The organism is Sporomusa rhizae (genome assembly GCF_041428845.1).
Taxonomy (GTDB): Bacteria; Bacillota; Negativicutes; order Sporomusales; family Sporomusaceae; genus Sporomusa; species Sporomusa rhizae.
This window is the reverse complement of the sequence record NZ_CP156925.1, coordinates 5,164,296-5,177,942: the sequence shown is the minus strand read 5'-3', so window position 1 is coordinate 5,177,942 and position 13,647 is coordinate 5,164,296. Positions and strand designations below refer to the sequence as shown.

Here is a 13,647-nt window from a genome sequence, read left to right as displayed (position 1 = left end):
GAGGTGGAAAAGTGCATAAACGGATTGGCATGATATTGAGTATTTTAATCATAGCTATGTTGGCGGGGGGGATGGCTTTATTTCAAGATGATTTGGTGGGTAAACAAGCGGATACAGCGAGTTTGCGGTCAGTAACAGACAGCGCCGGCCGGACAGTGCAAATTCCCACCCGGCCGCACAGGGTCATTGTTTTGAATGCTTCGAATCTTGATTTATATTATGCCGCAGGCGGCAGTGTGGTTGGCAAGCCGACGACAGAAGCGCTTTCGCCGGAAGTTAAAGAGGCGGTAAAGTCCATTCCTGCGGTTGGCACTACCGCTAACCCCAGTGTAGAGAAGCTGGTGGCGCTGAATCCTGACTTGATACTGGGTGTCAATGTGCCGCCCCATCACAATTTGCTCGCAGTTTTGGAAAAGGCCGGTATCCCAATTCTGCTGCAGACATTGGATAACTACCAGCAGATTCTCGATACTCTGCGTTTTTACGGTGAACTGACCGGACAGCCGGAACAGGCGGCCGGAGCAATAGCCGGTATCGAAGATGCATACCGGAAAGTAATTGATAAAAGACGTACCGGCCCTGCGCCCAAAGTCTTGATTGTCTGGGGTTCTACCGAAAGCTTCAATATGGCGACTCCGCGCAGTTTCTCCGGTGATTTGCTGCAACGGATCGGCGCGGAAAATATTGCCGACACGCAGACTGTTGTGAGTGCAAAAATGAATTATGTGCCGCTGAGTATGGAATATGTAGCCGCAAAAAATCCGGATGCCATTTTATTAATTACCCATAGCTCTGATGAAAAAGTGGGCGAGAAATTTCGTAATGAATTGGCGAAGCATCCTGCTTGGCAAGGCCTGAAAGCGGTAATGAATAACAGGGTGCATATACTGCCCTATCACTTGTTTGCCGTTAACCCCGGCACGCGGGTTGGCGAAGCGTTGGCGCTGCTCGAACAATTGGTCTATCCGGAGGTGGCAGAGCCGTGAACGAATGCAATGTAGATCCGCGCGCCAGAGTGCGAACATGGGTCAGTGTCTTAGGCTTTGCGGCCATTCTGGCTGCGCTGCTTAGTGGTGTCATGGTAGGAGCTGTGAATGTCACTATAGCGGAAATAGGGGCGGCAGTATCCGGACAAAGCGGCAGCGAGTCGTATCAAATCATTCGCAATATCCGTGTGCCACGTCTATTAGTCGGTGCTTTTACCGGCATGAATTTGGCTTTAGCCGGTTGCATTCTGCAAGGAGTTTTGCGCAATCCCCTGGCCGATCCCGGAATTATCGGCGTTTCGTCAGGAGCAGGATTGGCTGCCATGGTGGTAATGATTCTATGGCCGACCCATAGTGCACTTGTGCCGGTCGCTGCTTTTGCGGGAGCGCTAATTGCTTTAGCTGTCGTATTTACATTGGCATGGGAGCGTGGTGTTCATCCGCTGCGATTGATTTTGGCGGGAGTGGCGGTTGCCGCATTTTTTGGCGGCGGCATGAGCACACTGATGGTTTTCCATTCTGATAAAGTGCAGGGAACGGTTAATTGGATGGTTGGTGGTTTTCAGGGACGCAGTTGGGAACATGTGCGCATGATTTTGCCCTATAGCTTTGTCGGTATCATTGGCTCCTTGGTTGGCTACCGGTACCTGAACACTTTGCAGTTAGGCGATGAAGTAGCTAAAGGACTGGGAATTCGTGTGGAAACTGCCCGGATTTTATTGGTCGGACTGGCGGCGTTGTTAGCGGGGTCTGCGGTCAGCGTTGCTGGACTACTGGGTTTTGTCGGTCTGGTTGTACCGCATCTCACGCGTATGATGGTTGGTTCCGATTTTGAATATCTGATGCCATGCTCCGCTCTGCTTGGGGCCGCGTTGGTAGTGGCGGCCGACACTGTGGCGCGCACTGTTTTCAGCCCGGTAGAACTTCCGGTCGGTATTTTCATGGCTTTTCTGGGAGCTCCGTTCTTCCTGTATTTGTTGCGAAAGAGAGGGATGCATCGATGAGTCATTGTATAGAAGCGCGTTCTGTTCTTCTGGGATACGGAGCAAAAGTGGTCGCGACACGCCTGGATCTATGTATTGATAAACCGGAAATGGTTTCGATTATAGGACCGAACGGTTCAGGAAAATCCACTTTATTAAAAGCTCTTTGCCGCCTTTTGCCACCAAAAACCGGCAGTGTTTTGCTTGACGGCAAAGACATTCACCGTATGCCGCCTAATGAGGTCGCGCGAATTATGGCGGTCTTGCCGCAGTCGGTGCAGGCGCCTAGCGATATTACGGTACATGATTTAGTTTCTTATGGTCGTTCGCCGCATCAAAGTATGTTTGCTACGGTGAGTGAGATAGACAAAAGCCAGGTGATGGATGCGATTATTGCCACCGGCATGACGGAATTTGTGCACCGCCGCTTAGATACCTTATCAGGCGGTGAAAGGCAAAGAGCCTGGCTAGCCATGGCTCTTGCCCAACAACCGCAAATCCTGATGCTGGATGAACCTACAACGTATTTAGATATTTTTCATCAGCTGGAGCTGATGAAGCTGGTGCAGCGGCTTCATCAGGAAAGGCAGATCACCGTTGTCATGGTATTGCATGATTTGAATCATGCGGCTCGTTTCAGTCAGCGGGTTGTTGCGGTAAAAGCAGGGAAAGTCTTTGCTGACGGTGCTGTGAATGAGGTTTTTACCGCTAATACGCTCAAACAACTGTATGGAGTGGAAACGACAGTAATGACGGTTAAGCAGGGAGGTGATGAGCATCTTGTCTGCTTCCCCCACGACATTTGCCTGTCTTGCGGCGCCTGAGAGTGTCCTTAGTCTGCGGCAGGTATCCAAGCAATATGGCAAAGATACCGTTGTTGATCAGGTTTCTCTGCAGGTTGGCAAGGGCGAAATTTTTGGTTTGTTAGGTCCGAACGGAGCAGGCAAAACCACGCTGATAAAAATGATTGCCGGCTTAAGCCGCCCGGATGCCGGCAGCCTGGATTTTTTTGCAGACGGTAAGGCGGTGCCTATGTTGGAACGCAAACGCTTTATCGGTCTTGTACCGCAGGAAAGTAACCTGGAAAGAGAATTGACAGTCGAAGAATCCCTGCTGCTGTATGCCCGCCTGTTCGCTGTCGCTTATCCCCGCCGGCGAGTCGAAGAACTTATGGAGGAGTTTAATCTGATCGACATTAGAAGCAAGAAAGTTGGACTTTTATCAGGCGGTATGGTGCGGCGGGCCTTGATTGCGCGGGTTCTACTGCCGCAGCCGCAGCTATTGCTTATGGATGAGCCAACAGTCGGGCTTGATCCTGATGTGCGGCAAGATATTTGGCAGATTGTCCGTAATCTGGCTGCAGAGGGTAAAACCATATTAATGACTACGCATTATATGGATGAAGCCGAAGTATTGTGTCACCGGATTGCCTTGCTAAAATCCGGCAGGGTTGCGGTCACCGGTACGCCGGAGACGCTAAAAGCGCTTGCCGCCAATAAAACGGAATCGCAGATAACCTTGGAAAAAGCCTTTCTGCAACTCATTCGGGAGGAGAGCGCCTAATGGGGTGGTATGCGGTATACGTCCGGGAAATGGTGCTGATGAAAAAGAAAATTGGCAAACTGGGTCATGTTTTTTCTTCCATCTTATTTCCGGTTATTTATTTATTCGCCTTTGGCTTGGGACTGGGTTCGCGGGTTGATGTCCCTGGCGGTTATGTCCCGTTTTTAGCAAAAGGAATCTTAGGGATAACGGTTATGCTCAATGCTTTTCAGCAGACGTCGTTATCTACCAGTGTCAGCCGGTTACATTTTCGCACCTTTCAAACCCTGGTCATGAGCCCGATTTCACCGCTGCAGACAGGATTGGGTATTGTACTGGCAGGCGTGACCCGGGGGCTCTTGATGGGAACCTTGCTGTACAGTATTGCCTATTTTTTGTTTGCTGCGCCCGCCTTATCCGTCATCGGGATTGCCGGTATGTTTTTAACCGCTTTTTGCTTTGCCTCTTTGGGCATGGCGGTAGGGTTATGGGTGTCTGATCCGGACGAAATCTCACTGGTCAACAATTTCTTAATTACACCAATGATTTTTTTCTGCGGCTCATTTTTCCCCATTAAGAATCTTCCGGTACTTGTTAAGCCGGTGGTAGCCGCTTTGCCGTTGAGTTTGGCCAATAATCTGCTGCGGACAGAGGCATGGGAGAATGCCGCACAACCTATTCTGCTGCTAGGCATCGCCGGCATGTTCCTGTTATTGGGGGGAGTGCAAATGCTGAAACAATATAATGAATAGTTTTGCCAACGATAAATTACACCTGAAAAATTTTTCGAAGGAGGCTTATCCAATGAAACACTTGATTGTTTATTCCAGCGTTACCGGTAATACGAAAAAAATCGCAGAAGCGATTGCACAGATCTTTGATGAAGGTGCAGATATTTTTCCGGTTGAGGCTGCTCCGCCGGCGGATGACTATGATTTCATTGCTATTGGTTTTTGGGTGGACCGGGGAACTGCTGATCACAAAACGCAAGCCTATCTGCGGACCATCCATGGGAAAAAAGTGGCGCTCTTTGCCACGCTCGGTGCCTATCCGGATTCCGAACATGCCGCCAAATCGATGGCTAACGCCGCCGCATTGCTGGCAGATGACAATAAGCTGCTGGGAAGTTTTATTTGTCAGGGAAAAGTAGCTTCGCGCCTGCTGGAAAAGTTTAAAGACCTGCCTGAGGGCCACCCCCATGCGATGACGCCTGAACGGGAAGCGCGTCATCGCGAGGCAGCCAAGCATCCGGATGCCAACGATCTTCAAAAAGCGCAGGAGATCTTTGCTTCACTATTAACGAAAATAAGCCTGGTTCATTAGGTTAAGGAGGGAGCTGCGACTTGACAGGCGATAAATTAAACCAACTTTTTTCCGCGATGAGCCCCGAACAGTACGAGCTATTGGTGGGCATGGAAACCAGCGATCCACTGACCTCATCTTTTATCAAAAAACGCGTGATTCATGCCGGGCTTGGCGGCAGCGCGATACAACCGGAAGAATGGCAGACCACGTGGCAGAAACTAATGCATCAACCCGCAGAAAAGGGCAAGCGGGTCGCCTATCTACATATACCATTTTGTTTGAAGCGCTGCCTGTATTGCGGTTTTTTCCAAAATATATCTGCTGAAGAGAGAGAAACCGCCTATATTGACCGATTGATTCGTGAACTAGCGATGAGCGCACATGACCGCTATATAAACAGCGGACTGGTTCATGCTGTTTATATTGGCGGCGGTACTCCCAGCACCCTTTCGCCCTATAACGCAGCCCGGCTGCTGCAGGCTATCCGATCCTACTTGCCTTTGGCCAATGATTACGAATTGACACTGGAAGCGCGGATCCATGATTTAGTTCCGGGCAAGATGGAGGCTTGGCTGGAAAACGGAGTCAACCGTATCTCGATTGGCGTACAGTCTTTCAATACCCTTGTGCGTCAGGCGGTCGGGCGGCTGGATGCCAAGGAATTTATTCTGGAGCGGTTGCAGCAGCTTTCGCATTATGAGCAGGCGGCAGTTATTATTGATTTAATGTATGGATTGCCGTACCAAGATTGGGAAGTTTGGCTGGAGGATCTGGCACTTTTAAGTACAGCGGACATAGATGGCTGGGACTTATATCAATTAAATGTTTATGAAAGCAGCTTACTGAAAAGATCCATTGATACCGGACTCCTGCCACCGGCGGCTTCAACCGCAGAGCAAGCCAGGATGTTTGCGGCGGCAGAGGCAATCTTGGCAGATAATTTATTTTCGCGCATCAGTGTTTGTCACTGGGCAAAAAGTAACCGCGAACGCAATATGTATAACACTCTGACCAAGAATGGCAATGCAGTCCTTCCCTTCGGCTGCGGCGCCGGTGGTTCTATTAACGGTGTTTCGCTTTCGCTGGAAAGAAAGTTGGAGCAGTATCTAGCCAGTATTGACAAGGGGGAGAAACCGATTAAAGGCATGAGGCAGCCTCACGCTGTTCACGGATTGCAAAATGCCATTCTCGGGCAGATAAAGCAGGGTTATCTAGCGATACGGCCATTAGCGGCCCAATACGGATCGGATGTCCTGGAGATTGAGCCGCTATTGAAATTATGGGAAGCGCGGGGACTGATGCATTTTGGCTCCACTGCCGCCCGGCTGACTGTTGCAGGGCAATTTTGGTATATGAATATTGCGCAATCGGTGTTGGAATGCCTAAACGCTCTCATTACGGGTGAGCAGGTCGTACAAGCTAACATGTCCTAGGGTGAGTCTTTATAATAGAAAACAAGGAGCCGGGATTTTATGCAAAAAATACTTTTAAGAAAGAAATGCAATGTCTTGCTGACTTTGTCCGTCGCAACCTGGATGCTTACTCCCGTTTATGCGGCGGAAGAGGCGGTAGCTACCCGTGATGTTGTCATCACCGCCACACGGACTGAACAAGAGGTAAAAGATGTCCCCTCGTCAGTCGAAATTATCACCCAGAAGGAACTGGCGGCGAAAGGAGCGGCAACGCTGCGGCAAGCATTAGAAACAGCGACCAACATATCCTTTGGTGTGGACGGCATGAAGGGATCGACGATTTCCATTCGCGGCTCGGATGCGCGGCATGTTCTTATCCTGATTGACGGCAGAAGGATTAGTGGTGAGGTATCGCTGGAGCGCGGCAACTCCTTTGAAATTGACCGCATCGGTATGGAGAATGTCGAAAGGATAGAAATTGTCCGCGGGGCAACCAGTGCCTTGTACGGTTCTGACGCCATGGGTGGCGTGATTAATATTATTACGAAACGGCCGAATAAACCGCAGGTAAGCCTGGAACTGGAAGGGCGTAAAGCCGATGATTTTAGTAACGGCCGCAACTGGTTATTTCGCTATGACGCCGGCAAACAGGGACGTTTCGGCTGGTCTCTGAGTGCCGGTGAGCGTAAAGAAGACCCCTTTACGCAAAGTAACGGCGATACCAATAACTATTATGGCACGCGCCGTCCCTTTAACTTTCAAGGTGAATGGCAATTGAATGATCAGAAAAAAATCACTTTTGGTCTGGACTACCTGCAGGAAGATACACAGCGCATCAGCGGTAATACCCGTTATGTCAATGATAATCAGAGAACAGGTTACCATATTGGATATGAAGGAAAAACGACAGATACAGACTATAAAATCCGCTTTTATCAATCCGTCTATGAAAAGGATTATGAAAGCAGAAACAAAAATACAGGTGCTTTAAGCAGCTTTGATGTTATTAAACGCACGATTAACACTTTGGAGGCCAACGCCAGCACCGTTCTGAATCAAAACCACATCTTGACCTACGGTGCCGAATACCGGCAGGAAGAGGTACGCGGGACCCGGATCAATTCCGGCAAGAATCCCTATATACTGAAGCGTGAAGGAAAAACTTCGGCGGGATCTGAGGCGGAGTTAGACTATTATGCCGGTTATTTGCAGGATGAGTGGGTCGTTAATGACCGTTTGCTCGTTATTTCTGCATTGCGTTATGACGACAGTGATAAATTTTCCGGCGCTTTAAGCCCTAAACTCGGTGCAACGTATAAACTTAAGCCTAACAGCCGCCTCAAGGCGAACATCGGGTATGGTTTTAAAACACCAACAACCACTGAGCTATATCACTCCTTCCAAATGGGTGGACTATACTATTTTGTTGGTAATCCTAATCTTGATCCGGAGCGGTCAGTCAACTATGACCTGAGCTGGGAAGGAGAGAATGGTCCGCTGTCAGGGAAAATCGGAATTTTCCATAACGAAATTAAAGATCTGATCAATACATACGATACTGGTGAAATACTGCCCGGAGGAAAAATTAAAGTCAAATCGTATAATAATATTGCGGAAGCAAGTATGCAGGGCATTGAAGCAGAGATCGGACACCAGCTTACGGATAAACTGAAGTTTAAAGTCAACTATACCTACTTGGATGCGCAAAACAAAAAGGACGGCATTCGCTTAGAGGATCGGGCCCGGCATTTAATTGGCGCCAGCCTGTCCTATATTAATAACGAGAAAGGCTTGACCGGGAACTTATGGGGAACCTGGAAAGGGGATGTCATTGATTCTGATCGAAATACGAAATCTTATGCCGTCTGGAATGCTCTGGTCAGTAAAGAACTTAACCCGACGACTACCGTTTATTTAGGCGTAGATAACATTTTCAACTATAAGGATTATGATAATTGGATTAACGGTACTATTTACCGTACAGGAATAAAAATGAAATTTTAGCAACTCATAAAAACAAACCTTCTTTTCGAGTATAACGGTGAAACTGGCCCCAACCCGTGCAACGCACGGGTTGGGGCCAGTTGGATATAAATGGAGGATTCGTCATGTCAAAATGGGCCATCAGATAGCGTATAATGAAGTGCTTAATTCAGAAATGAATTATGATCAACTTAATATATATACGTAATCGATATTCAGACTTCCATTTGGTATTGTTGCATTTAACGATGACCATATTGTTATACCGAAACAATAGGCCATGAAGGTCCGAATAAGATACACATATTATGTGCATTTTATTTGGTTCTTCTTTTTTTGCTTATTATCAGAACGTATATCCTCTTTCTGATAATAAGCAAGAACGACTAAAGCTTCTGCCCCGCTCTGAAGGGCTTGGAAAACCTGATTATAACCGTCTGACACTAGCCGCACAGCAAATCATTGCCTCTTTGGGTTATCCCCCTGGCAATCCTGACAGTAGCCATAAAATTCAAGCGAATGAAAAGTAACCTTAAAGCCGTTTTTTTCGGCTTTTGCCACCTCATCGGCATGTATTGGACAAAAATTTAAGCATTCCGCTTTGCCACACTCCAGGCACACCAAGTGATGATGATGCTCTGCCAAGGAAATTTCAAATATGTTACCATCGCGACGCCGGGTGTTTATTTCATGAACTAACCCTAAATTAGTCAATAAGCTTAAATTTCGGTAAACGGTATCCAGGCTCATATCAGGAAAATTTTCTTTTACATGATCCAGTACCTGTTGAGCAGTGGTAAACTTGCCACAAGCTCGGAGTGCGCCAATTACCGCCCGGCGTTGGGGTGTTATTTTATAGCCGTGACTGCGGAGTGCAGCAATAAATTCTTCCAATTCGTATCCTCCTACTTAATAATTATACTACCTACGATTATACTTTGTTTTAGGCATAAATGTCATCAACCGGCATTATATTACTTTAGGTGTAAGTTTTTTGGATTATGGGATAAGAGCCAGCGCTCTTAACAATGAAAAAGCCAGGGGTGAGAAGATGCCGGATAGAGAAGGAATACTGAATGCCGTTTTATCAACCATTGTAAATATGAACTGGAGTGACATTCTAAATCTAAGAATCATTTTTTTGAGTATCATTATTGAAGCACTGCCATTTATTCTTCTAGGGGTATTCGTTTCTGCTCTTATTAACCAGTTTGTGTCCGAACAGCTCATTCAGCGTCTGCTGCCAAAAAATAGACTATACAGTATCATACCGGCTTGTTTCCTGGGGGTACTTTTCCCTGTTTGTGACTGCGCGATAGTACCCATTGTCCGCCGGCTCATTACTAAAGGGGTACCCCTGCCTGCCGGTATCGCGTTCATGCTTGCCGCGCCTGTCATTAATCCGGTTGTAGCTTCCGCCACCGCGTTTGCTTTTAATACCCAGGCTGTGATGTGGCTCCGTTTGTCGATGGCTTTTGTTGTTGCGGCAGGTGTAGCGCTCTGCCTGGGATATTGTTTCCGTGGCTCCGGACTGAAGCTTCAGTTTAATCTACAGTACCACAGCCAGCCCTGCGGTTGCGGACAGCATCACAGTCACTCCCGCCAGACCGGCTATGACCGTTGTTTTAATGTCTTAGCAGATGTCTGCGATGAATTTTTTGAAATGGGTCGTTTTTTAATTTTCGGGGCGTTGTTTAGTGCTATTGCTCAGACCTTAATACCGAGTGCAGTTATGATGGGCATAGGCAAAGACCCTGATTCGTCCATACCGTCTATGATGGTTTTTGCTTTCCTTGTCTCCGTTTGTTCTACCGCAGATGCCTTCATTGCCGCTTCTTTCAGTGGTACCTTCACGCTTGCTTCGCTTCTTGCCTTCATGACTTTCGGCCCCATGATTGACCTAAAGAATACTTTCATGTTATTTCACACCTTCCGTTTCCGTCTGGTCATAGCACTTATTCTGCTTACCAGCATACTGTGCTGGGCCAGTGCCTATCTGCTCAATATCTTCTTGACGGAGGGTCTTATAATATGAAATACTCTGCTATTTCTATAACTGCAGTTTTCCGTACTATCGTTCTCGTGGGTTTTTTTCTACTATTGGCCTGGCTTACTCAGACCGGGGAATTAGCTAAGTTTATTAATCCCCGCTTTGCTAAACTTATGGAATTAACAGGCTGTCTGCTTTTTGTAATGAGTGCCGTTCAGGCTGCTCTGATTTTTTGCCAGCATTCAGGACATAGCTCTGACCATTGCTGTAACCACAACCATAAAGCATCCTGCCTGCCTTTTATTTTGACACTGTTAGCTGCTGCCTTTCTGCCCAACAATAACCTGGACGCCAGTGTCGCGGCCAATAAGGGACTAAACTCACGCCTTATTATCGACGACTCCTATGGCCGGCAAAGTGTTCCCAGACCGCTTGCAAAGCAATTAGCCCAAGTCCGGCTCATTCAGGTAACAGATATCAACTACACGGAAGTAATGTTTGAAATTAATAATTTTCCAAAAGAGTATATTGGCAAGGAGATTGAAATGACCGGATTTGTAATAAAGGATGCTTCATTTCCTGCTGCCCGCATGGCATTGGCCCGCTATGTGGTTGTGTGCTGCGCCGCAGATGCCAGTCCCTACGGACTGCAATGTGAGTCAGAACATACAGGGCAATACCCGCCAGATACCTGGCTAAACATTCGTGGAATTATCCAAATGGGAAAAGATCAGGAACAAAATATTCCTGTTATCAAAATTACCACTGCAAAGCCCGTGCCTGAACCCGCCCGTCCCTACGTATATCCTGGGTACGAATAAAACAGAGACTTTAAAAAATCAAAGTCTCTCTATGAAACGTATCTTCTTTACTCAAATTATGAAACTCTAACAAGTCTAAAAAACAAAGATTTATTCTGTCCAGTGTATCGGAGCCGGTACTATATTACCCCATAGACCCTGACGTGCTTATGAAAAGAATTCATATGGAATTTGACGAAAGAATGGAAGACCTGACGGATTGCTAACTGTTTTAAGGGGAACGTATAATATAAATACCTTTTTAAGGGCGGCAACGAGTCAATGGCATAAGGCTTGAACAAAGTGAAAGGCCAGCGCCTTTAGGCGCTGGCCCAGGTCGTTCTGATTTTATAATATTATGTAGGTTTACCATTTAGCTCGAGTTAAACGAGTTGAGATACTATTTAATTCAATACCACCATCTTCACCCACAATTACCGTACCGCCTAAGTTAACTACCTTTTTACCAATAGCACAGTTAGGCTCAAAAGCAAATACCATACCGGCTTTTAGAACTGTTTCTAGCCCCATAGAGGGGATCATCAGTACTTTGCTGCCATAGTTTTTAGCTTCAGGTACATCGAGCATCCTGTCGCCTACCCCTATTAAACCAAAAGGGCAAATCGAGTGTATTAGCGGATGAACATGCCAACAATTCTTAACATCATGCATCGGAGCCTTCATAGCTTCAACTATATCACCAAAAGTCGTACCCGCCTTAAGAGCCTTTACGCCCGCTTCATATGATTTTCGCGCTGCATTAGCGGCTCTTTCAAAATCCGGATGAACTGCACCAACTGCGATTGCTAGCTGGTGCTGTGTTTCTAACATGCCAAAGGAAGAAAATACTTCAGCTAATATGATGTCTCCTTCCTGAATGACTCGTGGTTCTTCGGGGCGATATAACCAGGCAGGTGCTCCCCAGCCTACATGTTCTGGGCCAGAACCCAGTAAGATCTCTGATGTAAAACAAGCATTTTCTGCACAGACTTTTACAGCAGCAGCGTAAATTTCACTTTCACGCACACCTGGTTTGGCTGCATCAAGCATCGCTTGACACATTTTTTCGCCGGTAGAAGCTGACCATTTGATGACAGCAAGCTCTTCATCGCTTTTGGCCGCAGTTAATTCGAAGAAGCGGCTGCCGACAGTTTCGAAAGTTGCATTTGGAAGTTCTTCTAATAAGGTTTGCCAAGTATTATATGGCATCGATCCATCAAAATGAAAAGGTGGATATGCTTCTAAGCCAATAACCCCAAACTTACAATTCTGCATACCTCTATCTTCAATAACTTCAACAACTTTAGAACCCATTTTTCCAACATAAATATTTTCAGATTTTAACCAGCCGGATTTTTTAACATATCCCGCTTGAATGTGGTCTCCAATAACAGTTGGTATGATAACGAAAGCGATTGGTTCTTGTCCTCTTGGGAAAAGTACAATTGAGCCTGGGCGATCGTTCGTAAAATAGGTATCTGGACAAAATGGCGCAGGGGAAGCTCCCTCGCGATCACCATAGATAATCAAAGCATCTAATCCCGCTTCACCCATTATTTGGTTAGCTATAGTCCAACGGCGATCTCTCTCGGCCAGTGAAAAAGTGGGGACATTTAAAGGTGGCTGAGTTTTCATAATGGTTACGCCTCCTCTCTTCGAATGCCATGAATTTGAGCTGAGCCTAACTGTAATTTTGCTACTGCAGTTAGCTGATTACCTTCAACTGCTCCAGTAATATGGGCTTTCATTTTACCCATTGGAGTAGGGATTTTTGTGAAAAAATCCAACTTGTTACCAATAATTTTTCCATCCGTTAAATCAACAGTGCCTTTAGGTGTAGTGAATGAACCGGTTAATCGTTCTCCCTCAACAACGAATACGAAAACGCCAGGTTGTTCACCTACTGGTGTTTTTGCGGTAATATCAAAAGTTCCTGCAATTGACATCTTATCTCTCCTTAGTGCTAAAATATTATTTACGTTGTTAACCATGATGCAGAGTTTCTATTAATTCAGCCAGAGAAAGTCCTCCTTTCTTTAATCATTCATTTAGGTTTTGAAATATCTTTCTAAGGATTTTTTTAGTTACGTTAATTTCGTCTTGATCAATGTCATTAGAAGCATTCTCCATTATTTTATTAACAATTTTAACAATATCGGTTTTTATGGCATAACCTTCTTCAGTTAAATAAATAATATAGTTTCTGCGATCCGCCTCATCAGTCTTTTTAGTTACATAGGATTTTTCAATCAAGCGGGTAAGCAAACGTGTCACTCGAGTCTTATCTTTTAATGTTTTTTCTATCAGTATGGTTTGTTGAATTCCGTCTTCCTCCCAAAGTCTGCTGAGTAATGCGAATTCTTCAGGCGTAATGTCATATCCCGCCTCTTTTGTCATTTTTGCTAGCCGTTTTCTAATGATTATTGCCGCTCTATTGATGATAAAACCAAGCGTATCTTCTATCTTAAAAGGGTCAAAGCCTACACCGAAATCATATTCTTCCTTGTCTTCTAATGTGTCTTTTAATGATTCTTCTTTGTTCAATTATGTCACTCCAATCTGTTTGATCTAAACTTTCTTATGTTGTGGCATCATCGTAAATTGTCTTTGCGAACCCTACCGATGCGCTCTTTTGTAATAAGCTGG

The 13,647-nt window shown here is 46.1% G+C and carries 14 protein-coding genes; 10 read left to right on the top strand and 4 right to left on the bottom strand.

The genetic code is table 11. The features are described from left to right. The first annotated feature begins 11 nt into the window (after positions 1–11). From SRRS_RS24205 to SRRS_RS24170, 8 genes are read left to right on the top strand one after another with little or no spacing between them, the layout of a single operon-like run. On the top strand, positions 12–986 hold the full coding sequence (locus SRRS_RS24205) for an ABC transporter substrate-binding protein (RefSeq protein WP_371363978.1): 975 nt from the start codon (positions 12–14) through the stop codon (positions 984–986). Next, positions 983–1,990 carry a FecCD family ABC transporter permease gene (locus SRRS_RS24200; RefSeq protein ID WP_371363977.1) on the top strand — a complete coding sequence of 336 codons (1,008 nt, stop codon included), beginning with the start codon at positions 983–985 and terminating at the stop codon, positions 1,988–1,990. Before SRRS_RS24205 ends, SRRS_RS24200 begins: the two co-directional genes overlap by 4 nt. Beyond that, positions 1,987–2,793 carry an ABC transporter ATP-binding protein gene (locus SRRS_RS24195; protein ID WP_371363976.1) on the top strand — a complete coding sequence of 269 codons (807 nt, stop codon included), beginning with the start codon at positions 1,987–1,989 and terminating at the stop codon, positions 2,791–2,793. The genes SRRS_RS24200 and SRRS_RS24195 overlap by 4 nt, the downstream gene beginning before the upstream one ends. Further along, complete coding sequence (locus SRRS_RS24190; RefSeq protein ID WP_371363975.1) at positions 2,741–3,532, top strand: ABC transporter ATP-binding protein; 792 nt, start codon at positions 2,741–2,743, stop codon at positions 3,530–3,532. The genes SRRS_RS24195 and SRRS_RS24190 overlap by 53 nt, the downstream gene beginning before the upstream one ends. Continuing rightward, the gene (locus tag SRRS_RS24185; RefSeq protein ID WP_371363974.1) at positions 3,532–4,263 is read left to right on the top strand and encodes an ABC transporter permease; all 732 of its coding nucleotides are present in this window, start codon (positions 3,532–3,534) and stop codon (positions 4,261–4,263) included. Before SRRS_RS24190 ends, SRRS_RS24185 begins: the two co-directional genes overlap by 1 nt. A gap of 52 nt (positions 4,264–4,315) precedes the next feature. Further along, positions 4,316–4,834 (top strand): flavodoxin family protein, encoded by a 519-nt coding sequence (locus SRRS_RS24180; RefSeq protein WP_371363973.1) that lies wholly within the window; start codon positions 4,316–4,318, stop codon positions 4,832–4,834. A gap of 20 nt (positions 4,835–4,854) precedes the next feature. Beyond that, entirely contained in the window at positions 4,855–6,249 is a 1,395-nt protein-coding gene (gene hutW / locus SRRS_RS24175; protein WP_371363972.1) for a heme anaerobic degradation radical SAM methyltransferase ChuW/HutW, read from the top strand. A 39-nt stretch (positions 6,250–6,288) separates the two neighbouring features. After that, complete coding sequence (locus SRRS_RS24170) at positions 6,289–8,232, top strand: TonB-dependent receptor plug domain-containing protein (RefSeq protein WP_371363971.1); 1,944 nt, start codon at positions 6,289–6,291, stop codon at positions 8,230–8,232. Positions 8,233–8,670: 438 nt separating this feature from the next. Here SRRS_RS24170 and SRRS_RS24165 read toward each other — a convergent pair whose 3' ends face one another. Then, positions 8,671–9,105, bottom strand: a complete 435-nt coding sequence (locus SRRS_RS24165; RefSeq protein WP_371363970.1) for a Fur family transcriptional regulator — start codon at positions 9,103–9,105, stop codon at positions 8,671–8,673. 100 nt (positions 9,106–9,205) lie between these two features. Between SRRS_RS24165 and SRRS_RS24160 the strand changes: the two genes are divergently transcribed. Further along, positions 9,206–10,246 (top strand): permease, encoded by a 1,041-nt coding sequence (locus tag SRRS_RS24160; protein WP_371363969.1) that lies wholly within the window; start codon positions 9,206–9,208, stop codon positions 10,244–10,246. Then, positions 10,243–11,022: a TIGR03943 family protein gene (locus SRRS_RS24155; protein ID WP_371363968.1), complete on the top strand. Its 780-nt coding sequence runs from the start codon at positions 10,243–10,245 to the stop codon at positions 11,020–11,022. Before SRRS_RS24160 ends, SRRS_RS24155 begins: the two co-directional genes overlap by 4 nt. Before the next feature lie 345 nt (positions 11,023–11,367). Here the strand turns inward: SRRS_RS24155 and SRRS_RS24150 are convergent, their stop codons facing one another. From SRRS_RS24150 to SRRS_RS24140, 3 genes are all read right to left on the bottom strand, one after another. Beyond that, positions 11,368–12,636: a M24 family metallopeptidase gene (locus tag SRRS_RS24150; protein ID WP_371363967.1), complete on the bottom strand. Its 1,269-nt coding sequence runs from the start codon at positions 12,634–12,636 to the stop codon at positions 11,368–11,370. Between the two features lie 5 nt (positions 12,637–12,641). After that, complete coding sequence (locus tag SRRS_RS24145) at positions 12,642–12,947, bottom strand: hypothetical protein (RefSeq protein ID WP_371363966.1); 306 nt, start codon at positions 12,945–12,947, stop codon at positions 12,642–12,644. A gap of 94 nt (positions 12,948–13,041) precedes the next feature. Then, positions 13,042–13,545, bottom strand: coding sequence for a MarR family winged helix-turn-helix transcriptional regulator (locus SRRS_RS24140; RefSeq protein WP_371363965.1), 504 nt, complete (start codon positions 13,543–13,545; stop codon positions 13,042–13,044). Positions 13,546–13,647: the final 102 nt, after the last annotated feature.

Bases quoted from the DNA above. Each gene is read 5' to 3' on its own strand.
- SRRS_RS24190 (WP_371363975.1), top strand. From the start codon at position 2,741: ATGAGCATCTTGTCTGCTTCCCCCACGACATTTGCCTGTCTTGCGGCG.
- SRRS_RS24180 (WP_371363973.1), top strand. From the start codon at position 4,316: ATGAAACACTTGATTGTTTATTCCAGCGTTACCGGTAATACGAAAAAA.
- SRRS_RS24170 (WP_371363971.1), top strand. From the start codon at position 6,289: ATGCAAAAAATACTTTTAAGAAAGAAATGCAATGTCTTGCTGACTTTG.
- SRRS_RS24145 (WP_371363966.1), bottom strand. From the start codon at position 12,947: ATGTCAATTGCAGGAACTTTTGATATTACCGCAAAAACACCAGTAGGT.
- SRRS_RS24195 (WP_371363976.1), top strand. From the start codon at position 1,987: ATGAGTCATTGTATAGAAGCGCGTTCTGTTCTTCTGGGATACGGAGCA.
- SRRS_RS24185 (WP_371363974.1), top strand. From the start codon at position 3,532: ATGGGGTGGTATGCGGTATACGTCCGGGAAATGGTGCTGATGAAAAAG.
- SRRS_RS24155 (WP_371363968.1), top strand. From the start codon at position 10,243: ATGAAATACTCTGCTATTTCTATAACTGCAGTTTTCCGTACTATCGTT.
- SRRS_RS24150 (WP_371363967.1), bottom strand. From the start codon at position 12,636: ATGAAAACTCAGCCACCTTTAAATGTCCCCACTTTTTCACTGGCCGAG.